Genomic DNA, 24198 nt, shown 5'->3' with positions numbered 1-24198 from the left:
AATGATGATCATCATGACTACTGCGTCTAATCACCATAACGAGCTGCTACCCGTCATCTGGGCCAGCGATCATGTCGATCTGCTCGACCAGAGGCAACTGCCGGAGGAGATCGTCTACCTGCAGCTCACGACGTCCGAGGGCATTTGGGAAGCGATCCGGCACTTGAAGGTGCGCGGCGCCCCGGCCATCGGAATCGCCGCTGCATACGGCGTCGTACTGGGCGCCCGCGAAGCGGCGGCAGCCGGTACTGGCGAATGGCTGGAGGCGGTGGCAAAGCATGCGGACTATCTGGCGACGTCACGCCCGACCGCAGTTAATTTGTTCTGGGCGCTGAACCGGATGAAGCGCCGCGCGCAGGAGCTTGCGGACAGCGGCTTGTCCTCCGGGGTGTGCCAGAATGAGCTGCTGACTGAAGCGGTCGCCATTCAAAGCGAGGACGAAGAGACGAACCGCATGATCGGCGAGCATGCGCTTAAGCTGTTCAGCGGCGGCATGGGCGTACTGACCCACTGCAATGCGGGCGGACTGGCTACGTCCCGTTTCGGCACTGCGACGGCGCCTTTCTATCTCGCCAAGCAGCGGGGCATCGAGCTGAAGGTGTTCGCCGACGAGACCCGCCCGGTGCTGCAGGGCGCGAGGCTGACGGCATTCGAGCTGCAACAGGCCGGCGTTGACGTCACGTTGATCTGCGACAATATGGCCGCAATGGTCATGTCCAAGGGCTGGGTGAACGCCGTTATCGTCGGCACGGACCGCGTCGCCGCCAACGGCGACGTCGCCAACAAGATCGGCACCTACGGGGTGGCTGTTTTGGCCAAAGCGCACGGCATTCCTTTCTATGTCGCTTGTCCGATGTCCACGATCGATCTGGAAACGCCAACCGGCAGCGAGATTCCGATTGAGGAGCGACAGCCCGAGGAGATTACCGAAGGGTTCGGGAAGCGTACGGCTCCGCGGGGCGTTAAAGTGTACAACCCTGCCTTCGATGTGACGCCGCATAAATACGTGGACGCGATTATTACCGAGAAGCGCATTATCCGCGCTCCCTTTGACGTTAACCTGCGCAAGCTGTTCGAAGCACTGCCGACCGAGTAACCGAGTAAACAAACCTCACTGACTCATTTGCCCCGAAGGGCAAACAACCCCGTCCGTGTACACTGTAAACACGGACGGGGTTCTCGTTTCAGGAGACGGCATGCTCCAGCATGCGCTCCAGCGCCTCCCTGCCCTTCATGCCGATGCGGATGCCGATCGTCTCGGCATGCAAAGTTACCGATTCCAGAGGCGCTTCCATCAGCTCCTCAAGCGTCCGCACGCCAACCGCACGTCCCGCTATGATATCCCGGTTCGCCAAGCGTTCGTTCAGCAGACCGACATCCAACGCGCCGCACATAATATAGCCGATATCCGTCGATACTGCGAGCAGCGTCGTCTTCGGAAGTTTCACTTCAACGCCGACAACCGCGACTCCGCGGATCGTATAGGGAATTACACGAATCACCGTCTCACCCCCATCTCCGTACGTGTTAGTTAGTTAAAGGCTGCGACATAGCAGTATATGCGGAGAAAACCCGGACGGAAAGGGCAAATGTCCTTATAAAAATAGACGGTTCCGGCCCAAAGCTGGGACTAGTGCTGCGGAACTATAAATGATATAGTGTGTAATAGAAGTGTAAGAACGGAGGAAGCTATGAAAACAGCCGGCAACAACAACGCTCAGAAAAGCTTTGTATTCAACATAGACGTGCTCATCGAGGGCGAGACGAACGCCATAGCGTTGGAACGGTTGCTGCACCTTCTCAATAACGAGGCAATACCGGACTTCCGCATCCGCTCCGGCCTGCAGATCGGCCGTTTAATCGAAGAGGCTTTGCTGGAACCGGCGCTGAAGCCGGTCAACATCCCGCAGCAACTTCAGGCGAAAGCGCAACCGAAAGCAACCGCCAAGAGCGGGTCGGACGCCGAAGCAAAGCGGGGAGCGAAGCCAGAGGCCCAGGCAGAACCGAAAACGGCGGAGGCCAAGCCTGATTTCACCGCAGCGAAGGCTCCCGGAAACAAGCCGCCAACGGCGGACAAGACGGGCGCCACGGGCAAAGCCGGCACCCTGTCGGACGAGGCTGATGCCACGGCGGAACGAATCCGCAGCTACATCGCCGCCAACAAGCTGATCCGCTTAAACGTCAATAAAGGCCGGGGCGTGAAGCTGAGCGTGCCGTGCCGTATTCTCAGCTATGATGAGTCGAAGCTGGCCGTCACGGTCTATCACGTCGATGAGAAGCAGGTTTATATCTTCGACTTGAATGAAATTGATGACTTCATCTGACCATTACGCGACAACCGAAAAATCCCGACCGACGAGGCTCTTGCAAGCTCGCGGGTCGGGATTTTGCTCGTCACTGGGGTCATCCCGGATAGGCCAGCGGCCGAAGTATATCCGCCACCTGACCGCCTGGCACAGGCGGGCTCCAGAGGTAGCCCTGCATTTCGTCGCAGGCATGCTTTCTTAGAAACTCCACCTGGCCTTCGGTCTCCACCCCTTCGGCGATGACTTGCAGATTCAGATTATGGGCCATCGCGATGATGGCTGCCACAATTGCCGCATCGTTCGGGTCCTGCTGGATATCTCGCACGAACGATCGATCGATTTTCAGCCGGTTGATCGGGAAATTTTTCAGATAGTGGAAGGAGCTGTAGCCGGTACCGAAATCATCGATGCTGATGCAGACGCCAAGCTTAGTCAACTCCACCAGGCAGGTAGTCGCATGTTGGACGTCCATCGTCATCGATTCGGTGATTTCAAGATCCAGATATTCGGACCTCAGACCGCTCTGATGCAAAATCGAAGCTACCTTGTCGGGCAGATTCTGCTGAAGAAATTGCCGCATGGACAGGTTAACCGATACGGGAACGGCCGGCAGCCCCGCGTCCTGCCATGCTTTATTCTGGCGGCAGGCTTCTGCCAACACCCATTCCCCAAGCTGCACGATGAGGCCGCTCTCCTCCGCGATCGGAATGAACTGCGTCGGCGGGATCATGCCGCGCTCGGGATGCCGCCAACGCACCAGTGCCTCGAGCCCGACTACTTTGCCTGTCGCGATATGATACTGCGGCTGGTAATAGAGAACAAACTCGTTGCGGTTCAGCGCTTGACGCATTTCATGCTGCATCGTCAGCTTCTCCAGCGAGGAATTATCCAGCTCGCCCGTGTAAAGCATGCAGTCGTTCCTGCCGTTCTCTTTCACCGTACCCAGCGCGATGTCCGCTTTCTTCACGATCACGTTCGGATCGGCCGCACCTTCCGCATGCGTGGCAATCCCGATGCTTGCGCCCAAGTGGAACGGGTAGCCCTGCAGCTCGAACGGTTCCTCCAGCATCGCCAGCAGCCCGCGCGCACGATCAAGCGCCTCCTCATCCGAAGCGACGCTTCCGTAAATGATTGCGAATTCGTCGCCCTCCATTCTCGCCGCCAGATCCTGCTCCGATAATCCGCGGGTAAGCCGCTCGGCCATCTGGAGGAGCAGCATATCGCCGAAGTCGCGGCCGAACGAGTCGTTAACGAGCTTGAACCGGTCCACATCCAAATAAAGCACGGCGAGCTTCCGGCCGCCTTCGAACGGCCGATTCACAGCCTCCGTCAAATGCATCATGAACATGCGGCGGTTCGGAAGACCCGTCATATCGTCGTAATAGGCCATATAGCGGATCCGTTCGCTGCTCCGCTTCCGGTCGCTCATATCCTGACTGACGAGCACCGCGCCCTTCGTGCCGTGTTCCGTCATATAAGGAGCAAGCGTCGCATGCACCTCAAGGGGAAAACCGGATTTATGCTTCAGCTTCAGAGCCGTTTCCCGGACATTGCCCTGCAATATCGACTCAAACTTGTCGAACAGCTGCTGCCTGCCCTCCGACTCCACCAGCGGCAGAAACAGCTCGCCGATGAGCTCGTCCTTGCGGTACCCCAGCAGTTGGACCGTCCCGTCGTTCATTTCGCGAAAACGGCCGCCCGCATCCAGCACGGCCAGCGCAAACGGGCTGTGCCGGAAAATCGCTTCCGCTACCTTGATTTCCATTGCTTCCCCTGCCGATGGCAACGAACTCACGCCCCTGCGTTTACGGAAAGCCGAATAGGCAACAATACCGATAAACCCGAAGCCGACTATGGCCACGGCAGACCATTGGGCGTAGGCGCGGGGCAGTATAAAATCCGCCGCGTACACCCAAACCAATGTTATAAAGCTAATCGCCGAGGCGATGAACCAGGCCTTGTCGTCGGAAGGAACCGTTGATTGCTGCCGTTTCCGGGTATTTGCCGCATCTTGTACCGCCACACCGAACATCCTTCCTATATAAGCGCCACATGTCACCCGGCTCAACCGAGCCAGCACGAGTGCTGCATGCCGCGCTGTCGCTCCTCACCTTATTATATAGGAAAAAAACGCTAGCTGGCATTTCTTTTTTTTGGCCAGCAAGCGGCCGCGACCAGCAGCCAGCCGGCGATGAACGCCGCGCCGCCGAGCGGGGTGATTGCGCCCAGTACCTTGACGCCCGTAAGACTCAGGATATACAGGCTTCCCGAGAACAGCCAGATGCCCGCGTGCAGCATTCTGCCTGCCCAGACCAACCGGCGGCCGCCGGCCCGCTCGGCCAGCACCCCCACGACAAGCAGCCCGAGCGCATGGTACATCTGGTACCGAACGCCCGTTTCAAAGGTTTGCAGCATTTTCGCGGTCAGCCGTCCATCCAGCGCATGGGCGCCAAAAGCGCCCAGCGCCACGGCGAGCGCAGCATACACGGCGCCGAAAGCGATTTGTTTAGGAAACATTTGTTTCACTACCCTTCAATTCGGTTATACCACTACCAAAAAGCGACAGAGGGGGATTTCAATGGATCAGGAACAAGGACAACCGCGCCGCACGGATTCGCCGGACACGCCAAGCTTCGAACCGATACCGGAGCCGGGCATGACGCCGGTAGACCCCGTGGTTACCGAACCACCGGCACGCAAGCAATCCGGACTCGGCATCGCATCCTTCATCATCGGCATCGTCTGCATGTTCGCGCTCATCGCTTCGATTGCGATTGCGACGGCGTCCGTTATGGATTTCGTCTCTCCGGACGGCACCTTTGACGAGAGCATGATGGAAAGCCAGGGAATGGGCGCGCTTATGACGGTCGCCATCGTCGGCATGGGATCGCTGGCGCTCAGCTTCGCGGGGCTCATTCTCGGCATTATTGGCTGCGTTCAGAAAAACCGGCGCAAAACGCTGGCCATCATCGGCCTCATCCTCAACGGGCTGCTGCTCGTCGGCTTCGTCGGGCTGATGGTCATCGGCTTCGCCATGGGCACGACAGCTCCCTGAGCCTGTCCGGGCACAGCCCGCACACACTTCTGAGGACGGCTGCGCTCATTCCGCCATAATACTCATGCAGGCCGCCCTTTACACATCTCTCGGGACGATCAACTTCTTCTACTATACCGAATGGGGCCGGCCCCCATCAAGCGCGGCCGGCCCTCCTGACGCAAAAGACCGTCCGACAGCGCGTCGGACGGTCTTTTTTGCGTTGTTCCTATTGGCTTATCTTTTATTCGAACGCCGGGACAATTGCACCTTTATAGGTGTCTTCAATATATTGCTTCACCTCGGGAGACTGCAGGGCTTTCGCCAGGGCTTGGATGCCCGGGGAATCCTGATTGTCCGGCCGCGCGGTCAGAATGTTGACGTAAGGAGAATCGCTGCCCTCGATGAAAAAAGCGTCCTCCGTGGGCACCAGGCCGGCTTCCAGCGCATAGTTCGTATTGATGAGGGCCAGATCGACTTCTTCCAAAACGCGAGGCAGCGTGGCGGCTTCGACTTCGGTAATCTTTAGATTTTTCGGATTGTCCGTAATGTCGGCCACGACCCCTTCGACGCCCACACCTTCTTTAAGCGTGATGAGCTTGTTGGCCGCCAGCACGTTGCGCAACGCTTCCACGTCCGCCGATCCGACGCGGTAGGACTTGCTGATGTTGATCAGTTCGATCAGTGTGACTCCCCCCCTTGCCTAGCGATTATGAATATAGATTAATCCAAACTGAATGCTTTGTCCTGTCACCAGTTAATAACTTGAAATTATGATACAGGACCCTCCGGCGTTCCTGTGTAATTTATCTCACTCTTCAAGATGCGGCAAGCGGCAACGGCGATGGTAGAATCGGACATTTTTGACTCACATAACCTGTGGGAGCTTGAATATATTGAATAACAACACAGTAACCGCGGGGAGGTGCAAGGACAATGGCAAACCACAATGATTCGCTCTTTATCGTGTCCCGGGAAGATTGGTCGCTGCACCGCAAAGGCTACCAGGATCAAGCCAGGCACCAGCAGAAGGTCCGGGAGGCCGTGAAGCAGAACCTGCCCGATCTGGTGTCGGAGGAGAATATCATTATGTCGGACGGCAAGCAGGTCATCAAGGTGCCGATCCGAAGCTTGGACGAATACCGGTTTGTCTACAATTACAACAAAAGCAAACATGTGGGTCAGGGGGACGGAGAAAGCCAGGTCGGCGACGTGCTCGGGGTGGACCCTGCGGCGCAGAAAGGCGGAAAAGGCGAAGGGGCGGGCGACCAGCCGGGGGAGACGGTGATCGAGGCCGAAATCAGTCTGGCCGAGCTGGAGACGATGCTGTTCGAGGAGCTTGAGCTGCCGTTCATGCAGCGGAAGGATAAGGAGCAGCTGGAGACGACGGAAATCCGCTTCAACGACATCCGCAAGAAAGGCATCATGTCCAATATCGATAAAAAACGGACGATCCTCGAAAATTTGAAGCGGAACGCGACCGGCGGCATGCCGGGCATTCACGGCATATCGCCTGACGATCTACGCTACAAAACGTGGGAGGAAATCGTCAAGCCGAACTCGAACGCGGTCATTCTGGCAATGATGGATACGTCCGGCTCGATGGGCTCGTTTGAAAAGTACGTGGCGCGCAGCTTCTTCTTCTGGATGACGCGGTTTCTTCGGCATCAGTATGAGAAGGTCGATATTGTGTTCATCGCGCACCATACCGAGGCAAAGGAAGTAACGGAGGAGGAGTTTTTCACGCGCGGCGAAAGCGGGGGCACGATCTGCTCCTCAGCGTACGTTAAAGCGCTTGAAATTATCGACTCCCGCTTCCCTCCGGTCACGCACAACATTTACCCGTTTCACTTCTCCGACGGCGACAACCTGACGAGCGACAATGAGCGCTGCGTGAAGCTGATCGGCGAGCTGCTGAAGCGGTCCAACATGTTCGGCTACGGCGAGGTCAACCAGTACAACCGCTCCAGCACGCTGATGTCGGCCTACAAGAACATCGCCATACCCACGTTCCTCTACTACGTCATCCACGAGAAAGGCGAGGTGTACCAAGCGCTGAAGTCGTTCTTCCGCAAGCGGGAGGTCGCGACGGGCTGACAAGATTGGTCATTAGAGCGTACCCGAAGTCCCGCCTAGCACAGTATTCGTGCACCAGGCGGGATTCATATTTCACCAGGAAAGAGAACAGCAACTTGAAGAACAAGTGTGAACTTACCATTAGTTCCTCTTCAAACGTTTATTAAGTTTTCGTTTAAATTGGCCTAATCCTATTGAAGCCGGACAAACAGTATGCTACCTATAAAGGGAGAGATAAATCAATCGATTCGGGAGGATGGATATGAAACTCGCTGTTATCATTCGAACGTTGCTTTCTTGTGCGCTTCTTTTCTCAATTGCCGCTCCGGCCGTCTTCGCAAGCAATCACGGCCAACCGGTTACAGGCCCGCTAAATCCGGTCGGCGCCGACTTTAGCGCGGACAAGCATCCGCTTCCCGAAAACACCTTCACGCTACTGTTCGACACCCATTTCCACGGCAATTTCGGCGACCCGGCCGCAGAAGAAAATATCGCCAATTATTTCGGCCTGGCCAACCGGATTAAGGCGCAAAATCCCAATGCTTTATATATCGGCAACGGCGACGATTTGGCCACCTCCTTGTTATCGTCCTTGTTCAACGGACAGCATATGATCGACGCCTTCAATGCCGGCAAGCTCGATGTGAATACATACGGCAACCATGAATTTGATATGGGGCCGGACCAGCTCGCCAGAATGGTGGAAGCGAGCGCTTTCCAATGGGTAAGCGCCAACGTGATGGACAAGCGGACAAAAGACGTATTCGGCAAAGAACAGGGAGCAGCCCGATTCGTCATTATTGAAGTGAACGGAGTCAAGCTCGGCATTACCGGCCTTATTAACGAAGAAGCCCCTCAAATTACGTCCATGGGACCGAATGCCCAGGTAATCGATCCGGTAGAGGCGATGAAAAAAGTCGTGCCCGACATGAAAGCGGCCGGCGCGCAGATCATTATCGTTTCCTCCCATCTGGCCGGTCCCGATGCCCGGCTGGTAGCCGATCAAGTGGAGGGCATCGACGTTATGATAGGCGACCACGCGGCGAAGGCGTTCGATACACCGGAAAAAATCGACGATACGCTGCTTTGGTTCATCGGCGACGAGTTCGAGTATTTCGGCGAACTGAATTTTTATGTCAAGGACGGCTCGATCCAGGATTTCAATTTCCGCCGTTACACGCTGAAAGAAGTAGTGAACAAGCCGGATTTCAAGCCCGATGCAGCCGTTAAGACGGTCATGGATGACTATATGACGAAGCTGGGAACCGAGCTTTCGGTGGAAATCGGCAGCACCGCAACGGAATTGGACGTCATGAAAGCGACCCAGCGCAAGCAGGAAACGGCAATCGGAAACTTCATCGCCGATGCGATGAAGGCCTATACCGGCGCCGACGCAGCCCTCATCAACGGGGGCGGCATTCGGGCAGAGCGCGTTTTCCCTGTCGGCAAACTAACCAAGAAAGACATCATGGACGCCCTTCCTTTTACCAACTATGTCGTAAAAATCAAGGTTACAGGCGAACAGCTTTTGCAGGCGGTTGAAAACGCGGTGAGCGAGGTGGAGAAAGGAGCGGGCCGATTTGCGCAGGTAAGCGGCATGCAATACGCATACGACTTGTCCAAGCCGCCAGGGTCCCGTATCGCAAACATAAAAGTAAACGGCAAACCTTTGGACAAATCGGCCTCTTATTCGCTTGCAACCGTTGATTTCCTGGCAGAAGGCGGCGATGGATACGAGGCGTTCAAAGAGGCCGAAGTGCTTCTGGATAAAAATGCGGGACAGCTTCTTTCCAACCTGATGATTGACACGATACAGCAGCAACGGAAGATAGCTCCGAAAGTGGAAGGGCGCATCGTCAAAGCGGAATCGGCCAAAGCCGGGCAGCCGGAGCCATCGAAAGAGAAAAAATCCGAATCAACGACAGTTCCGCCTGCCAAGGCTCAATCCAAGGTATACATCGTGAAGCCCGGCGATACCCTTTGGGCGATCGGGGTGAAATACGGCACGACATGGCAGCGCCTGCGTGACCTGAACAAACTGGCAAACCCGCATCTGATCTACCCCGGTCAAAAAATAATACTACCGTAAACTCATACCGATTAAGGGGCAACTGCGGATCCATCGCAGTTGTTTTTTTCCGTTCAGCGTAATACCTGCATATTTAGACCAGCATTTCATCAGAATACTCCTATACGGCCGAGGAGGGTTCCTGATGAACAGACGAAAGATTTCCCTTTTGTTAACCGTTTCGTTAACTTTATTGGCCGGTTGCGCCTCTTCGGCCGGTAACAACGGTTCGGAGCCTACCACGGATTCGGCGCAAACCGCGCAAGCCGAGAGCGGTTCTGTTGCAAAGCCTGAGGAAATTCTAACGACAAAAAAACTGCGGGATTTGGCCCCACTTAGCGAAACGGACGTTATACGTCCAACGAATAAAGTGCGCGAATTCAAGCTGGAGGCCAAAGAGGGCCGCTGGCAATTGGTCTCCGGGGTGAAAACGAATGCTTATACCTTTAACGGAACAGTCCCGGGTCCGACCATACGGGCCAAGGAAGGGGATACGATACGAGTCATTGTTAAAAACAGCCTGCCGCAGGAAACCGCCATCCACTGGCACGGTCTGCATGTTCCGAACCGCATGGACGGGGTTCCTTCCTTCACCCAAAATGCAATAAAGCCCGGCGAGACGTTCACCTACGAATTCACAGCCAATCATGCCGGCACGTACATGTACCATTCGCATTTTAACAGCATAGAGCAAATCGACAAAGGACTGTACGGGCTTTTAATCATCGATCCGCAGAACGCCGGCCCGCTTAAGCATAATCGGGAGTATGCGATGATATTCGGGGGATGGAATATTCCGGACGAACCGGGAGGACAGCCTCAAACCGGACAAAACGATCCGATGGCCGGTATGTCCAAAGGTACGCCTGGCCCGCTCAAACAAAAGGGCGACATTCGGAGCTTGATGAAACACGGGATGCAGGACAAGCCCGATTCCTCAACCGGGAATGGCGGGATGCAAATGCCTCCTTCCAACACGGGCTCCGAGGCGGGGAGCTCCGTCATGGGAATGGATTATAATTATTGGACGATTAACGGCAAATCATTTCCGGATACCGATCCTCTAGAGGTAAAATACGGCGAAAAGGTACGCATCCGGTTGGCCAACGTCAGCAACGGCATTCACCCGATGCATATGCACGGTCATGATTTCCGCATCATTGCGAAGGACGGCCATCCGCTCGCCGTTCCTCAGATTGTGAACACGGTAACGGTCAATCCCGGTGAGACCTACGATATTGATTTCATCGCCGACAATCCGGGCGAATGGGTCTTCCATTGCCACGAATTGCATCACACGACCAACGCGGATGTGGAACCGGGCGGATTGATGGTTTTGATCAAATATGTGAAGTAAGGCGGTGGCTTCTAGCGGGATAAGAAAACCCTTGAAGCGGCCCGGTTGGGCTGCCTCCAGGGTTTTTGGTTTTAGCCGCTCGTTTACGCAGTCTAAAGCTCCATCCTGACGACTTTTCCGCCTTGAAAGTTGACCCACGGATTCACCATCTCGTCACCGAACTTGTCCAGTTTTTTCTCGATGGCGAACAGATAAGCAGAGTCTCCGCCGACGGGGTAAGCGGGGCTGTGCCATACGCCTCTGCCGATCACGATCCCCTGCCCGGGCTTGATCCGAAAACACCGGACTGTCTCTGGATCGGGCGACTCTTCCGGATCCTCGATATCGAGACAAGCCGCCACCGGTTGGATGATTTCCTTATCAAAAGGAAGCAGCAGTTCCTCCCGGCTCACATGCCGTTCCATTGAATCTACCATTAGCTCCCGGTCCTTGGTGATGACCAGCCCCATCCCGATCGGCTCAGACACGTCCATCATCGCGATGTAGTTCCAGCAATCCCAGCCTTCCCCCGTCTTGGGGGGCGCATAGGAAGGAAGATCGATTACTTTGCCAAAGTCCTTAAAAGCCTCCGCCGTCAGTTCCCTGACGATTACGCGTTTTTCCATGGGTTACCTCGCACAAATGAGATTTTAGAAGCTGAACGTATCCACGTTGTCTTTGGTGACTTCGAGCATGCCGATGAAAATGTTCTGGCCGTCCACCTTGATCGGTCCGACATTCGGAACTTCCATGCCGTCGGTAATCTCATTTCCTTGTGCAAGTTGATCCAACACATACACCGTTACGTAGCCAAGGATGCCTGGATCCCAAATGATGTCGGTTGTGATCGTACCGTTGTGGACGTAGTTCTTCACCAGGCTCGGCACGGCGATTCCCGTCAGTGCGATTTGGCCCTGCTTCAACGTACCGGCTTTCACCGCTTGCTCGATTACCTCAGCCGCGGCAGGAGACTCTCCGCCCGCAAAGCCGATAATGCCTTTCAGTTCCGGATAGGTTTTAATGAGATTCTGGGCATTCGCGAACGCTTTTTGCTGGTCGTCGTCGCTCGCGACCGTCGTTACCACTTCAATGTCACGGTAGTTAGCTGCCAAGTGGGCTTTAGCCGCATCCGCTTTGGCGATTTGATTCTGGGCGCCGAGACCGGCCACCATAAACGCGACTTGGCCTTTGCCGCCTAATTCGTCGCCGATCGTCTGCGCAAGCTTTTGTCCAACTTCCTCGTCGGTAGCCGGTGCTACATAATACTTGCGGTCGGTCTCCGGCGCGTCGCTGTCCCAGGTGACAATCTGGACATTCTGATCTGCCGCTTTCTTAAATACCGGACCAACCGCTTTCGCATCGTTGGGCGATACGCCGATGCCGCTCACCTGACGGGTCAGCATGTCCTGGATCATGTTGATTTGCTTGGCGGAATCGGCTTCTGTCGGTGCGTTGAAGATCACTTCCACGCCCAGATCCGTGCCTGCTTGCTTGGCGCCCTTCTCGGCGGCGGCCCAGTAAGCCGGACCGATCGATTTCGGATTGATGAAGTACGATCTGGATTCGGAAGATGAGGCCGCTGTCGCAGAAGTATCGCCGCCTGCCGACGGAGTATTCGCTCCGCCGTTGTTGCCTAAATTTCCACATGCCGCCAAGGCGAAAGCGAGTAAACCGATAGCCAGAGTGGAACCGATCTTTTTCATTTGCACTAACCTCCAAGTAGTAGTCGTTATACCTTCTGCTTGCCGACCGCGATCAAGATCAGAATGCCGAGTATTACCGATTGGTAGAGAACGGATACACCCATGAGATTCAAGCCGTTTCGCAGAAACACGATGATCAGCAGGCCCATAAAGGTGCCGGTCAAACTCCCCCTTCCCCCGAAAATGTGCGTACCCCCGATTAAGGTTGCGGTGATCACGTCAAGCTCTATGTTCGTACCGGAAGTCGCTTCTGCGCTTGCCAAGCGGGAAACGAGGAACACGCCGGCCATAGCCGAAAACAACCCGCTGAGCACGAATAAAGTGAATCGGATACGGACGACCGGAACGCCAGAGTAGCGAACCGCCTCTTCATTGTTGCCGAGGCCGTACACGTAAGTGCCGAATCGGGTTCGTCTCATCGCGAAGGTCGCAATCAGAAACATGACAATCAGGAAAATAGCGTTAACAGGTATGCCCGCGATAGCATGTTGGCCGAGAAAATAGAACGGTTCGGGATATCCGCTGATCGGCCTGCCCTCATTCAGCACATAGATCATGCCGCGAAGCATGACCAGCATGCCGATGGTGACGATGATCGCCTGCATCCGGTGCCGGGCGATGAGATATCCGTTAACCGATCCGCACAGCGACCCTACGAGCAACGCGACGATGACGCTGAGCCAAATGTTCATGCCACTCTCGTAGGCCAGGCCAAGAGAAACCGCTGAGAGACCCAGGATCGCGCCAACGGACAAATCCATCGCTCCGGATATGATGACGAGTGTCATCGGAATGGCGATAAGGCCGACTTCCACCATTTGATTCAGCACGTTCATGAAGTTATTAAAGGTCAGAAAATAAGGTGACCGGGTGCTGAAAAAAACGAGCATGGCGGCGAACAACAACAGCAGCGTCAGCATCTTGTTCACCCGAAAAGGCTGTATCGCCCTGAACAGCAGACTCGTGCTCATACAAGATCTCCCTCCCTTTTCTTGCTTTGCCTAATCCGCTGTAAGGTATTAATGACGATCGCCAAGATAATCAGAAAGCCGATGGTTGCATCCACCCAGAACGGAGATATTTTCGCGATGACAAGGCCGTTCTTGATCATGCCCATCAGCAGTACGCCGAACATCGTACCTACGATGGTCCCGACGCCGCCGAATATGCTGCCGCCGCCGATCAGCACGGCCGCCATGACCTCGAAGGACAGGTTGTTGCCGGCCGTTGAGGCCTGAACGCTCCCCACCTTCGAAGCGAAGATAATGGCGGAGACCGAGGCGAGAATGCCGCTGTACACGTAGACCATGAATTTGGTTTTGGCGATGCTCATCCCTGCCAGCTTGGCTGCGGACTTGTTGCCCCCGATCGCGTAAACCCTTCTTCCGAACGGAGTGTATCTGAGAGCCAAGGCGAATAAGACCGCAAAAAAAATGACCATCAGCAGAGGAAACGAGATGCCGAGCACGGTTCCCTGACCGAAGAATTGAAACGCTGCGGGAAAGTTCGTCATCCAGGTGCCGCCGCTGATGCCAACCGCCAATCCCCGAAAAATAAACATGGTCGCAAGCGTCACTATAATGTCGGGAATGTTCATCACGGCGATGAAATAGCCGTTGAATATTCCGCATAGCACACCGATTCCGATTCCGAGCAGCGCCGCTTGCCAGGGGAGCAAACCTTGGCTGATGAACAATCCGACCGAAGTTGCGACCAGCGCGAGCACCGAACCGACCGACAGGTCGATCCCGCCGAGCAGAATGACCATCGTCATGCCGATCGCGACGATGCCGTTTGTGGTGATCTGGGACAAAATCAATTCCACATTATCCATTTGATAAAAGCTGGAAGACATCAAAGAGAAGAAAATGCCGACCATGAACGTGAATACGACTATGGGAGCTTCCCGAATTTCCAGCGCCCTCCTCATGGAACCGCCTCCTCATGGAGCCGCGGGTTGGACGCCCGTTTCAGCAACTGCTCTTGGTCCACTTCGCCGCGGCGGAACTCATGCACGAACTCGCCCTTGTGCATAACGAGGATCCGGTCGCTCATCCCGATCACTTCCGGCATTTCCGAGGAGATGAGCAGAATGCTCAATCCGCCCTCCGCCAGCTGGTGAATGATCTGGTAGATTTCCGCCTTCGCTCCTACATCCACGCCCCGGGTCGGTTCCTCCAGAATCAAGATGTTGGGTTCCGTGGCCAGCCATTTGCCGAGAACAACCTTCTGCTGGTTTCCCCCGCTCAAAAAGTCGACGATATGTTGGTCGTTCGGCGCTTTCACTCGCAGTTTCTGCATATACGTCTCGCTGACCTGCTTCACCCTCTTGCGGTCCAGCAGCATGCCTTTCGTATAGTCTTTAAGGAGATTCAGCGACAAATTCTGACAGATCGTCATCGGCTTGATCAAGCCCTGCCGGTGCCGGTCCGGCGGCACATATGCCACCTTGTGCGATATGGCCTCCAAAGGGCTGCCGATGCGGACCTTCTTACCGAGGATGTACACGTCGCCGGTGCCTTTGCGCAGTCCGAACAGCCGTTCCGCCACCGTATGCGTACCCGAACCCACGAGACCGAAGAGGCCGAGGATTTCTCCCTTATGTAATTCAAAGGAAACTTTATGGGAGGCGTCCAGCGACATTTCATCCACCTGAAGAACCTGCTGGGGCTGGCCCTCGGTAATTCGAACCGGGTACAAATTTCCGACTTCCTTGCCGACCATCATCCGGATGAGCTTCTGCTCCGTCACTTCACCGATGGGCCGAGTGTCGATTTTTTTCCCATCCCGCAGAACCGTCACTTTATCCGCGATTTCGAAAATCTCTTTCATCCGGTGCGAGACGTAGACGATGGCGACGCCTTGGTGGCGCAGCCGCCTCACGACCTCGAACATGTTCTGCACTTCGTTCTCGGGCAGCGTCGCGGAAGGCTCGTCCATAATCAGCACGTCGGCCCGGAACGACAAGGCTTTGGCGATTTCCACGACCTGCTGGCTGTGAACACCGAGATGCTGTACTTCTCTGCGGACGTCGATGCCGCCGCCGATGGAGTCGATTAGCGCCTGTGCTTCCCGCACGAGTTTTGGCCACTTGATGAAGCCGAACCGTCCGGTGATGTCCGGCCGGTCGATGTAAATGTTCTCGGCCGCGGACAAATTAGGGAAGAGGTTGAATTCCTGGTGGATAATAGAAACCCCTTGGCGCTGGGCATTCATCGGATTATGGAAGACGACGTCCCGGCCCTTCAGACGGATGGTTCCTTCCGTGGGCGCATACACGCCGGACAATATTTTCATCAGCGTGGATTTGCCGGCCCCGTTCTCCCCCATCAAAGCGTGGACCTCTCCCGGGTACAGTTCGAAGTCGACCTCTTCCAGCGCCTTCACACCGGGAAAACGTTTGGAAATGCCGCGCATCGTCAGAATCGGCTGGCTCATGGTCGCCTCTCCTTTCCTTGCATAAACTGCAGGAATTCCTCCAGCGTCGGGAGCGAAGGCTGCGCTCCTTTCCTGGTCACGGAGAGCGCCGCCACATCCACTGCCCGGCGTACGGATGCTTGCAAGTCTCCGGTATCGTTCCAGAAATGCGTGGCTGCGGCTACGAAACAATCGCCCGCCGCCGTAGCGTCCACTGCTTGGACAAGCGGCGGCGTATAGTGAGTGCCTTCACTGGCGCCATCGGCTTGTAGAACCGCGCCCTCTCTGCCCAAGGTGACCACGACATTCTTGACGCCTTTATCCCGAAGCTTCGAGGCCGCTCGCAATGCCGTCTCGGGTGAAGTGACCGATACGTCCGTCAGTTGGGAGGCCTCCGTTTCGTTCACGATCAAGAGATCGACAAGCGAATAGAGATCTTCTCTGATGGGTAAGACAGGAGCCAGATTCAGTACGATGGACGCTCCGGATTTCTTCGCAAGCCGGATAATATGCTCGCCTGCATCTGGATCCATTTCCATTTGAAGCATCACGTAACGGGCCCGACGAAGCAATGGCAGCGTAGCGTCTATGTCCAACGCGGATACGCAGGCATTCGCCCCAAGAAACGTAATGATCGTGTTCTGTCCGTCAGGATCGACAGCAATGCTGGCCACGCCGGTCTCCACGCCTGGCGTCCGACGCAGAAACCGGCAATCGACCCCGTCCGACTCCAAGTGAATGCGCATCTTGTCGCCAAGCTCGTCTTCGCCGACCCTGCCCACCATCGCCACCGCCGATCCCAGCCGGGATGCAGCGACCGCTTGATTGGCGGCTTTGCCGCCCGGTACCATCGCGAACGAAGAAGCGGCAATGGTCTCACCCGCGCGCGGCAGGTGCCTTACGTAAGCCACGAAATCCATATTCAGGCTACCATAAACGATGATGTCCACTTCTTCGACCAAGATTATCGACCTTCTTCCTCGCGGAGAGCGACAACGACCTCCATGAGTGCTTTGACGCGGGCCGGGTCCACTTGATTCCACCATTCCCCGTCGTATTTCAGCGAACTCCCGACGATGCAGCCGTTGCACAGGGACAGGATTTTCCGCACGTTGTCTTTCGACATTCCGCTGCCTACGATAACCGGCAGGTCCGTGTGGTTCTTAATGCCCTCCACCTCCGCCGTCGGCGTCTCGTCACCCGTACGGTTGCCCGTGGCGATCAGCACGTCGGCATCAAAGAAAATGTTGTCCCTCGTCTGTTCCGCCAAGCTGCGGTCCGCCACGATCGCATGGCTTCCATGCTTCACGTGTACATCGGCAAAAATTTTGATGTCGTCGCCCTTGATGCTGGCACGGTACCGCATGGCTCTGGCCGAGATTCCCTCGATAAAGCCTTCATTGGCAACATAAGCATTAACCCATTGATTGACGCGCACGAACGGCACATCGGCGGCTTTCGCCACGGCAAGTGACGGAATGACAGCGTTGGCAAGACAATTGATTCCGATCGGCAGATCCGTTTCCTGCTTGATTCTCAGCGTCAAAGCCGTCAGAGCCGCAACCGTCTCCAAGCCGACTTCATCGGGTTTCGGAAACGGGATGTCCCAGGCGTTCTCGATGATCAAACCGTCGATGCCGCCTTCCTCGTAAGCCCGGACATCGTTCATCGCGAAGTCGAATGCGGCGTCCAGGTTGCCGCCCGTAAACCGTGGAGCGCCCGGCAAGGGTTTGAGATGGATCATGCCGATCACGGCTTTGTCTGTTTTGAAAATTTGGGTGACGGCATTGGCTTTGGCAGGGAATATTTTTCCGGACATGATATCCTCCTAAGATGGCTGAATTAATAAGTTTATATCATTATAACGTTATGTCGTTATAACAAATCATAAAGCAGAGTGTCCAACAAGTCAATGCATTTTGTGATATTCGTGTAAAGTTAACTAACATAAATCAGGTAGGTGGCGGTGGATGGCGCACTTAATCTTACATGTATTGTTTCTTGAATACGAACATCCGGATCGCTGGTGGCTGAACGACCGTCTCGTGAACCTGAAGGACTTGACTAACTCAATTTGACGGAGTATTTGTACTTATCGCCCCGGTACACCATTTTAACGTGCTCGAAGACATCCCCGCTCTTCAGATAAGTCGTCCGGTTGATCAGCAATACGGGTGACCCTGCCGGGATATCCAGCAGATCGGCCTCAACGGCATTTGCCTGGCCGGCTTCGATTGTCTCTTCCGCAGGCCCCATCACCGCTCCCTCTGAACGAAGCGCTTCATACAAAGATCCTTGAACCAAATCGTACTTTTCCAAGTTAATGCCGGGAAGAACGCCAAGATTCAGGTAACTTTTGTGAATGCCTACCGGCACTCCGTCAACCAATCGCACCCGCTCCAACACCTGAAGCATATCGAGATTCGGATTTTTGAAAATCCGTTTCAGCCTGTCGGTCGCCTTTACTTCGTCAAAATTCAATACGCGGGAACTCGTCCGATTCCCTTGCTCGGCCATGTCTTTGGTAAAGCTTGTCAAAGCCGGCCGGATGGGTTCCAGTTTCGGATCCGCAACGAACGTGCCTTTGCCTTGGATTCGCGACAAGGTACCGCTGGAGACCAATTCCCCTAATGCTTGCCGAACCGTGATTCTGCTGATTTTGTAAAGTTTTTGGAGTTCGGATTCCGTCGGAATCGCATCGCCGGGTTTCCATTTGCCCTCTTCAATTTTCTCAATAATCTCTTCTTTTAATTGAATGTACAGCGGTATCCGGTTGGAACGGTTTAGCAGCGGCATCGTTTCACCTCCTCCTAACGAGAGCTAATTTGTTATGTTGTTATGACAAATTATAGACGGAATGAAAGCGTTCGTCAAGTGCGCAGAAGCAACCCTTGAAGCTGCCGTCCAGGCCGTTTCAAGGGTTTTTGGTTTAACAGCGTTACGTCGCTCATATTTCCAGTACTTTTAACCATGTCGGCAGTATCTTCGACTGTTTTTTGATTTCACCATTGTGAATCTCAAGCAACAACTCATATTTTTCGCCCGAATTATCAATAACAATGGCTACATCAGCTACTTTTATTGCACCCTGCAAATTTGCCAAAGAATGATCATAGCGACGAATAATGTCCTCTGTTGCGATAAAATGTCCGCCTTCTCTTACCCGTGTACGTATGCGATCCACATGCATCTGAACATCCTGCAGCCCGATATAATAAAGAAACACCTTGTAACCGGCCTTCTTTGCCGCGTTCATTTGGCGGATCACATATTGACCGGAAAGCGTGGTCTCCATCGCAAATGTCTTCTCTTTCTCTAAACAGTTTCGAATCAATTTTACCGCCTCTTTACCCGCGGAAAGGTCAACACTGCGTGGATCAATAGGATTGATTTGTTTGGCTATCTGGTCGGGATTAATTATAAATTCATAATCACCGCCGAAGTGCTCGATCAGGGTGGATTTTCCCGCACCGTTGCAACCGGCAAAAACATACATTTCCGGCACCCTCGACACCTCTAATTCAGTTTATACTCAATTACGTTACCATCCGCATCTAAAACAATAACAAATTTTTGTCCATTCGCATCTTCTCTGATCCGTTTGCCAGTGTGCATATAATATAGGGGAGCGCCCGCATCCTTAGCTTTTTTCTTTACAGTTTGATGGGCTTTATCGAAAATTTCCTCAAGCTCGATACCGGTTTTTAAGGCCACCATCTTCACCCCTAAGTTTCAAAGCTGTTATTTTCTTATTATACAGCATAATTCAATACAGAGTTGCAGACATTTGCAGTGATGCTGCTCCCTTTATTGCACAATAATGCGCATCAGGCGGGATTTATTTTCACTGGAAACAGAACTGTTTACAGCAGCCCGACCATGCGCAAGCCGTACCAAATGCCGTCGTCGCCGACGTCTCTCGTAACGTGGTCGGCCGCTTTTTTCACAACATCCGGGGCATTTCCCATCGCAACGCTTGTCCCCGCGAATTGGAGCATCTCAATGTCGTTGAGGTAGTCGCCGAATGCATAAACGTCCGATCTGTCGATGCCGAGCGCGCCGATCATTTCCTCGATGCCTTTCGCCTTCGAGCCTCCAAGAGGCAGCACATCCATAGAGAATTGATGCCACCGAATGAAATCCAGGTCCGGAAACCGCTCGCGATACTTCGACTCCTCCCCGATCGTGCAAAAAACCAGGGTTTGAAAAATGCTTCTGTCCCGAAAGTACTCCGGATCGTACGCAGGATGGGGCACCTTCAGGGTGGAGATGCTCTCCTCGATATGGACATGGTACTCCCTGCTGCTTCTCATCGTCTTAATGTCCATATAAACAAGCGGGTGTCCCTTCTCATCCGCGTATTCCGTCAGCTGCTGCAGCAGCCCGGTCTGTATCGGGTTGACAAAAAGCGGCTTGCCTTTCCATTCCACATATTGACCGTTGTAGCTGACGAAAGAATCGATCTCCAGCTCGTCCCGAATGTCCTTGAACATAAACGGCCCGCGGCCCGTCGCGATCGCCACCTCATGTCCCAGCCGCTTCAATTGTCCGATTGCTTCTTTCGTCGATGCCGGCAATCTCTTGTCATGGTCGAGAAGCGTGCCGTCGATGTCAAAAAAAATCATTTTGCGCGCCATACCCTTTCACCACTCCCTCTATCTATGCGGAACACAAAAGACCGGGCGCCCGCAGCTTCGGCATCGCGGCAGCTCATCCCGTTCCCACCATTCTAACACTTGCATACAAAAAAGCCTATCGCTCTCCCGCAAAAGGAGCTTCGATAGACTTGTTTTGCTTGCGATATTCATCCGGCGTGACGCCGAATTTAGTTTTGAACACACGGTAAAAATATTTCTCGTCCTTATACCCGATCTCGGCGGCGATCTCGTACACCTTCATATCGCGGTTCTCGAGCATTTCGACCGCCTTTTTAAGCCGTACCTCGGATAAATATTTCGTAAACGTTAGACCCAGACGGTTTTTAAACAGCATGCTTAAATAGTTCGGACTGAAATAAAGCTGGCGCGCCGCTTCGTCCAGCGACAAATCCTCCGCGTAATAAGCGTCGATATAGGCGATGCATTTCTCAATGATCATTTCATGCTTCCTGGTACGGCTGCTGTCGATGACATACATGAACTGTTCTAAAATCTCCAGAAATTGTTTTCGGCAATCGGCGTAGTCGTGACAGGCCGTAAGCCTTCTCTCAATATCTTCCAGCCCCCGCTCATAATCCTCATCGCCGACGAAATCCTTGATAACCGGCGCTATATGATAGGCCATATGGACAATCGCCTTCGCCCACTGGTCGGGGTGGGGCAGACCGGTCTCCACAATGCGTTCGAACAGTTCCTCCGTATATTTAGAGAGAGCTTCCCGTTTCATTGTCCGGATATGCTCTTTTATCAGTTCTTCATCTTTCAGAAAATCACACCGCAGCGGCTTGATCCTGCCGGAAACGCCGGTGTGGAAAATCACGTTCTCGTCCTTCAGAAAATAACGAAACCCGGCCGCCTCCAAAGCCTCTTTACAGGAAATCTTCGCGTTGCTCAGAAAATCGCCGTGTATCCCGCCCACCCCTACCGTAACGGGAACGTCATACTGCCCGGACAACGCCCGGCTGTACGCATCCAGGCCATCCGTCCGAATTCCCGCCGACACTTCGGAAGGCAGCTCCGCCGTCAACACGGTTACCATTGTCCGCTTGTTTTCCGCGGGAAAAAAAGATACGGCCCTTCCGCCCGAACCCATCTGCCGCTCCAGGCCGGCTAGCATGCTGTTCCTCATGTCTTGCATCCTGGCCGCCGATAGATCCCCGGTTCCGGCGCCGCCGATTTTCGTCACAATGACCGCTCCGGCGCCGCCGAACGAAAATTTGCCCTGCAGCTCCTGCAGCCTGGCCCCAGAGAGGCCGTTGCTTGTCCATTCCTGCAGCATGTGCTGATAATAAACGGATTGGCTGCTGTGCAGCTTCTTCCTGATCGTTTCGTGCTCCATGGCCTGCATTTTTTCTGTACGGATGCTTTCCGCGACCTCCTGCAGCAAACGGCGAATGCTTTCTTCCTTCACCGGCTTCAGCAAATAGTCAAAAGCGCCGAGCCGTACGGCTCTCTGGGCGTATTCAAAATAGCGGAAGCCGCTCAAAATGATGATTTTCGTTCCGGCCGCGGTTTTATTCATGCGCTCGATAAATCCGAAGCCATCCATGATCGGCATCTTGATATCCGTAATAACGACTTCAATCGAATCGGTCTTCACCAGCTCCAGGGCAGCTTTGCCGTTGCTCGCCTCAACGACCTCGCATTCGGGCAGCACCTCGCGAATCATCTTGCCGAGCACCCTTCGCTGGATAGCCTCATCATCGACGACCATTATTTTGTTCAGGATAGGACTCACCTGCCATATCAATCGTAATGGTGAAACCGCTTAGCCTTTGATGCCCGAGCTTGTAATCCCTTGCACATAATACTTTTGCAGCAGCAGGAAAAGCAGGATGATCGGCACCGTAGTGAACGTCAGCGTCGCCATGATCTGCCCGTAGAATACCGGCGGCAGTGTAAAAAAGGTCTGTATGCCCAATTGGACATTTCGCAGCGATTCGCCCGTCGTGACCAGGATCGGCCACATGAAGTCGCCCCAATGGCTGATGAAATCAAGAATGAACACCGTTGCAAAAACGGGTCCGGACAAAGGGACGACAATCGAAACGAATGTCTTCATCGGCGACGAGCCGTCGATTGAAGCCGACTCCAGTATTTCGTTCGGAATGTCCATAAAAAATTGCCGGAACATGAAAATACTGAAGCTGTTGGCTACGAAAGGCACGATCAGCGCCGGCCATGTGTCGACCCACTGCAGGTTGTTGACAATGAAATACAGCGGCATCAGGATGCTCTCGAACGGAACGATCATAAGCGCAATGACCGCCGACAAAATAAATTCCCTGCCCTTGAAATGCAGCTTGGCGAGCGCATAGCCGCAGATCGAATTGACCGCCAACCCGCTGATCGCGATGACCGACACGTAAAAAATGCTGTTATTCAAATATTTCATCATCGGAATCCGGTCGAACGCCGCTTTGTAATTATCCAATGTAAAGTTCAGCGGAAGCAACGCTTTTATCGAGCTCAGATCCGCAAAAATCCGGGTTTCCGGTTTAAACGACGAAACGACCATCCACAGCAAGGGGGTAATGAACAAAATCGACATGACGATATTCGTCAGATTTAGCAGCAGCTTTACGGTGCGGTCTGTCATGAGTATCGGTCCTCCCGCTATTTATCTCTCAGAAATTTTTTCATGGAGAATGAGATGAACACGACGATGAGGAAAAAAATGACGGACACGGCCGAGGCGTAGCCCGCGTTCCTGAACTGGAAGCCTTGCTGGTAGATGAGCAGGGCAAGCGTCCTTGTCGAATTCTCCGGACCGCCGTTCGTCATAATGTACGGCTGCACGAACAGCTTTACCGCCTGAATCGTCGTAATCGTCAGGACGAATACCGTTACGTTATATAAGCTGGGGAGCGTAATGAACCGCAGCTGCTGGAATTTGTTCGCCCCGTCGATCGACGATGCTTCATTTAAGTCACCGGGTATTCCCTGAAGTCCGGCGAGAAATATCATCATCTGATAACCCGCCGCCTGCCAGACGGACATGAAAATAATCGAATGCATCGCCTGGTTTGCGCTTCTCAGAAAAGGCTGGTTCGGAATGCCGAAAAAGTTGAGCGCCGAATTGATTAATCCTTCGTTCGGATTGTAGAGATAAATCCACAGGATAGCGATAACGGTCATCGACGTGACGACCGGGCTGAAATAAGCGATCCGATACGCGTTCCGCAGCTTTAGCCGATGATTGACCAACAGCGCCAGCATTAGCGCAACCGCGCATTGGACGGGAACGACGATGGCGGTAAAATACAGCGTGTTGAACAGCGATTTATAAAAAAGGCTGTCTTGGAACAGAATCTTGTAATTTTCAAAACCGATGAACTGGATTTTATCGGGCCGCAGCAGGTTGAACTTGGTGAAGCCGAACAGGATCGCGAACAGAAAAGGCAGTACCAGAAAAACAATGAGTAAAATGACGGCCGGTGTAATGAAAGCATAGCCTGCAACGGTTTCTCTTCGCTTCTGCCGTCCCAAGGAGGCCGATTCACTTTTTTGATTAAGCGCCTTCGTTGAAGCTGCGGTTTGCATCTCTTCTCCCTTTCCCCGAACGGAATGAACGGTGCGGCGAAAAGCATAAAGGTTATG

Annotated in this window: 23 protein-coding genes and 1 pseudogene; 6 read left to right on the top strand and 18 right to left on the bottom strand. The window is 54.1% G+C overall.

Going from position 1 to position 24198, the window contains the following annotated elements; genetic code table 11:
• Positions 1-13 precede the first annotated feature (13 nt).
• A complete protein-coding gene (gene mtnA, locus BG52_RS00510; protein ID WP_036666581.1) occupies positions 14-1096 on the top strand; it encodes an S-methyl-5-thioribose-1-phosphate isomerase in 1083 nt (360 codons plus the stop codon).
• 88 nt (positions 1097-1184) lie between these two features.
• On the opposite strand, the gene BG52_RS00505 is transcribed toward mtnA, so the two are convergent.
• Positions 1185-1502 (bottom strand): YunC family protein, encoded by a 318-nt coding sequence (locus tag BG52_RS00505; RefSeq protein ID WP_036585624.1) that lies wholly within the window; start codon positions 1500-1502, stop codon positions 1185-1187.
• Between the two features lie 189 nt (positions 1503-1691).
• Here BG52_RS00505 and BG52_RS00500 point away from each other — a divergent pair, with 189 nt between their 5' ends.
• Complete coding sequence (locus BG52_RS00500) at positions 1692-2324, top strand: hypothetical protein (RefSeq protein WP_036585621.1); 633 nt, start codon at positions 1692-1694, stop codon at positions 2322-2324.
• 79 nt (positions 2325-2403) lie between these two features.
• Here the strand turns inward: BG52_RS00500 and BG52_RS00495 are convergent, their stop codons facing one another.
• Both BG52_RS00495 and BG52_RS00490 read right to left on the bottom strand, forming a co-directional pair.
• A complete protein-coding gene (locus BG52_RS00495) occupies positions 2404-4329 on the bottom strand; it encodes a putative bifunctional diguanylate cyclase/phosphodiesterase (RefSeq protein ID WP_223298880.1) in 1926 nt (641 codons plus the stop codon).
• A gap of 110 nt (positions 4330-4439) precedes the next feature.
• Positions 4440-4823, bottom strand: a complete 384-nt coding sequence (locus tag BG52_RS00490) for a DUF423 domain-containing protein (protein WP_036585619.1) — start codon at positions 4821-4823, stop codon at positions 4440-4442.
• A gap of 61 nt (positions 4824-4884) precedes the next feature.
• On the opposite strand from BG52_RS00490, the gene BG52_RS00485 reads away from it, so the two are divergent.
• Positions 4885-5361 (top strand): hypothetical protein, encoded by a 477-nt coding sequence (locus BG52_RS00485; RefSeq protein WP_051587706.1) that lies wholly within the window; start codon positions 4885-4887, stop codon positions 5359-5361.
• Positions 5362-5584: 223 nt separating this feature from the next.
• Here the strand turns inward: BG52_RS00485 and BG52_RS00480 are convergent.
• Positions 5585-5956, bottom strand: a pseudogene (locus tag BG52_RS00480) (MetQ/NlpA family ABC transporter substrate-binding protein); the annotation flags it as partial.
• Positions 5957-6276: 320 nt separating this feature from the next.
• On the opposite strand from BG52_RS00480, the gene yhbH reads away from it, so the two are divergent.
• From yhbH to BG52_RS00465, 3 genes are all read left to right on the top strand, one after another.
• On the top strand, positions 6277-7437 hold the full coding sequence (gene yhbH, locus BG52_RS00475; protein WP_036585616.1) for a sporulation protein YhbH: 1161 nt from the start codon (positions 6277-6279) through the stop codon (positions 7435-7437).
• A gap of 241 nt (positions 7438-7678) precedes the next feature.
• A complete protein-coding gene (locus BG52_RS00470; protein WP_051587705.1) occupies positions 7679-9505 on the top strand; it encodes a 5'-nucleotidase C-terminal domain-containing protein in 1827 nt (608 codons plus the stop codon).
• 124 nt (positions 9506-9629) lie between these two features.
• Positions 9630-10841, top strand: coding sequence for a multicopper oxidase family protein (locus tag BG52_RS00465; RefSeq protein ID WP_081793433.1), 1212 nt, complete (start codon positions 9630-9632; stop codon positions 10839-10841).
• A gap of 92 nt (positions 10842-10933) precedes the next feature.
• Here the strand turns inward: BG52_RS00465 and BG52_RS00460 are convergent, their stop codons facing one another.
• The 14 genes from BG52_RS00460 to BG52_RS00395 form a co-directional block, all read right to left on the bottom strand.
• Positions 10934-11446: an ureidoglycolate lyase gene (locus BG52_RS00460; RefSeq protein ID WP_036585614.1), complete on the bottom strand. Its 513-nt coding sequence runs from the start codon at positions 11444-11446 to the stop codon at positions 10934-10936.
• A gap of 24 nt (positions 11447-11470) precedes the next feature.
• Entirely contained in the window at positions 11471-12523 is a 1053-nt protein-coding gene (locus BG52_RS00455; protein WP_036585612.1) for an autoinducer 2 ABC transporter substrate-binding protein, read from the bottom strand.
• A 26-nt stretch (positions 12524-12549) separates the two neighbouring features.
• Positions 12550-13494: an ABC transporter permease gene (locus tag BG52_RS00450; RefSeq protein WP_036585609.1), complete on the bottom strand. Its 945-nt coding sequence runs from the start codon at positions 13492-13494 to the stop codon at positions 12550-12552.
• Positions 13491-14453, bottom strand: coding sequence for an ABC transporter permease (locus tag BG52_RS00445; RefSeq protein WP_036585607.1), 963 nt, complete (start codon positions 14451-14453; stop codon positions 13491-13493). Before BG52_RS00445 ends, BG52_RS00450 begins: the two co-directional genes overlap by 4 nt.
• Positions 14450-15961 carry a sugar ABC transporter ATP-binding protein gene (locus tag BG52_RS00440; protein WP_036585606.1) on the bottom strand — a complete coding sequence of 504 codons (1512 nt, stop codon included), beginning with the start codon at positions 15959-15961 and terminating at the stop codon, positions 14450-14452. Before BG52_RS00440 ends, BG52_RS00445 begins: the two co-directional genes overlap by 4 nt.
• Complete coding sequence (gene rbsK, locus BG52_RS00435; RefSeq protein ID WP_036585604.1) at positions 15958-16902, bottom strand: ribokinase; 945 nt, start codon at positions 16900-16902, stop codon at positions 15958-15960. Before rbsK ends, BG52_RS00440 begins: the two co-directional genes overlap by 4 nt.
• 2 nt (positions 16903-16904) lie before the next feature.
• Positions 16905-17759, bottom strand: a complete 855-nt coding sequence (locus BG52_RS00430) for a BtpA/SgcQ family protein (RefSeq protein WP_036585601.1) — start codon at positions 17757-17759, stop codon at positions 16905-16907.
• A 245-nt stretch (positions 17760-18004) separates the two neighbouring features.
• A complete protein-coding gene (locus tag BG52_RS00425) occupies positions 18005-18736 on the bottom strand; it encodes a GntR family transcriptional regulator (RefSeq protein ID WP_051587704.1) in 732 nt (243 codons plus the stop codon).
• 151 nt (positions 18737-18887) lie between these two features.
• Positions 18888-19436 (bottom strand): ATPase, encoded by a 549-nt coding sequence (locus BG52_RS00420; protein WP_036585773.1) that lies wholly within the window; start codon positions 19434-19436, stop codon positions 18888-18890.
• 20 nt (positions 19437-19456) lie between these two features.
• On the bottom strand, positions 19457-19657 hold the full coding sequence (locus tag BG52_RS00415; RefSeq protein ID WP_036585600.1) for a hypothetical protein: 201 nt from the start codon (positions 19655-19657) through the stop codon (positions 19457-19459).
• Positions 19658-19803: 146 nt separating this feature from the next.
• Complete coding sequence (locus BG52_RS00410) at positions 19804-20577, bottom strand: Cof-type HAD-IIB family hydrolase (protein ID WP_036585597.1); 774 nt, start codon at positions 20575-20577, stop codon at positions 19804-19806.
• Between the two features lie 115 nt (positions 20578-20692).
• Positions 20693-22336, bottom strand: a complete 1644-nt coding sequence (locus BG52_RS00405; protein WP_144340684.1) for a response regulator transcription factor — start codon at positions 22334-22336, stop codon at positions 20693-20695.
• A gap of 30 nt (positions 22337-22366) precedes the next feature.
• A complete protein-coding gene (locus BG52_RS00400; RefSeq protein ID WP_036585593.1) occupies positions 22367-23197 on the bottom strand; it encodes a carbohydrate ABC transporter permease in 831 nt (276 codons plus the stop codon).
• Between the two features lie 17 nt (positions 23198-23214).
• Positions 23215-24141 carry a carbohydrate ABC transporter permease gene (locus BG52_RS00395; protein WP_051587702.1) on the bottom strand — a complete coding sequence of 309 codons (927 nt, stop codon included), beginning with the start codon at positions 24139-24141 and terminating at the stop codon, positions 23215-23217.
• Between the last annotated feature and the right edge of the window lie 57 nt (positions 24142-24198).

Source organism: Paenibacillus darwinianus (assembly GCF_000598065.1).
Classification (GTDB): Bacteria; Bacillota; Bacilli; order Paenibacillales; family Paenibacillaceae; genus Paenibacillus_I; species Paenibacillus_I darwinianus.
Note: the sequence above shows the minus strand (reverse complement) of the source record. Positions and strands in the feature narration are given on the sequence as shown.

Excerpts from the sequence above, each read along its gene's own strand:
- mtnA (WP_036666581.1), top strand. The coding sequence starts at position 14 with ATGACTACTGCGTCTAATCACCATAACGAGCTGCTACCCGTCATCTGG.
- BG52_RS00500 (WP_036585621.1), top strand. The coding sequence starts at position 1,692 with ATGAAAACAGCCGGCAACAACAACGCTCAGAAAAGCTTTGTATTCAAC.
- BG52_RS00490 (WP_036585619.1), bottom strand. The coding sequence starts at position 4,823 with ATGTTTCCTAAACAAATCGCTTTCGGCGCCGTGTATGCTGCGCTCGCC.
- BG52_RS00485 (WP_051587706.1), top strand. The coding sequence starts at position 4,885 with ATGGATCAGGAACAAGGACAACCGCGCCGCACGGATTCGCCGGACACG.
- yhbH (WP_036585616.1), top strand. The coding sequence starts at position 6,277 with ATGGCAAACCACAATGATTCGCTCTTTATCGTGTCCCGGGAAGATTGG.
- BG52_RS00470 (WP_051587705.1), top strand. The coding sequence starts at position 7,679 with ATGAAACTCGCTGTTATCATTCGAACGTTGCTTTCTTGTGCGCTTCTT.
- BG52_RS00465 (WP_081793433.1), top strand. The coding sequence starts at position 9,630 with ATGAACAGACGAAAGATTTCCCTTTTGTTAACCGTTTCGTTAACTTTA.
- BG52_RS00460 (WP_036585614.1), bottom strand. The coding sequence starts at position 11,446 with ATGGAAAAACGCGTAATCGTCAGGGAACTGACGGCGGAGGCTTTTAAG.
- BG52_RS00455 (WP_036585612.1), bottom strand. The coding sequence starts at position 12,523 with ATGAAAAAGATCGGTTCCACTCTGGCTATCGGTTTACTCGCTTTCGCC.
- BG52_RS00450 (WP_036585609.1), bottom strand. The coding sequence starts at position 13,494 with ATGAGCACGAGTCTGCTGTTCAGGGCGATACAGCCTTTTCGGGTGAAC.
- BG52_RS00445 (WP_036585607.1), bottom strand. The coding sequence starts at position 14,453 with ATGAGGAGGGCGCTGGAAATTCGGGAAGCTCCCATAGTCGTATTCACG.
- BG52_RS00440 (WP_036585606.1), bottom strand. The coding sequence starts at position 15,961 with ATGAGCCAGCCGATTCTGACGATGCGCGGCATTTCCAAACGTTTTCCC.
- BG52_RS00430 (WP_036585601.1), bottom strand. The coding sequence starts at position 17,759 with ATGTCCGGAAAAATATTCCCTGCCAAAGCCAATGCCGTCACCCAAATT.
- BG52_RS00425 (WP_051587704.1), bottom strand. The coding sequence starts at position 18,736 with ATGCCGCTGCTAAACCGTTCCAACCGGATACCGCTGTACATTCAATTA.
- BG52_RS00420 (WP_036585773.1), bottom strand. The coding sequence starts at position 19,436 with ATGTATGTTTTTGCCGGTTGCAACGGTGCGGGAAAATCCACCCTGATC.
- BG52_RS00415 (WP_036585600.1), bottom strand. The coding sequence starts at position 19,657 with ATGGTGGCCTTAAAAACCGGTATCGAGCTTGAGGAAATTTTCGATAAA.
- BG52_RS00410 (WP_036585597.1), bottom strand. The coding sequence starts at position 20,577 with ATGGCGCGCAAAATGATTTTTTTTGACATCGACGGCACGCTTCTCGAC.
- BG52_RS00400 (WP_036585593.1), bottom strand. The coding sequence starts at position 23,197 with ATGACAGACCGCACCGTAAAGCTGCTGCTAAATCTGACGAATATCGTC.
- BG52_RS00395 (WP_051587702.1), bottom strand. The coding sequence starts at position 24,141 with ATGCAAACCGCAGCTTCAACGAAGGCGCTTAATCAAAAAAGTGAATCG.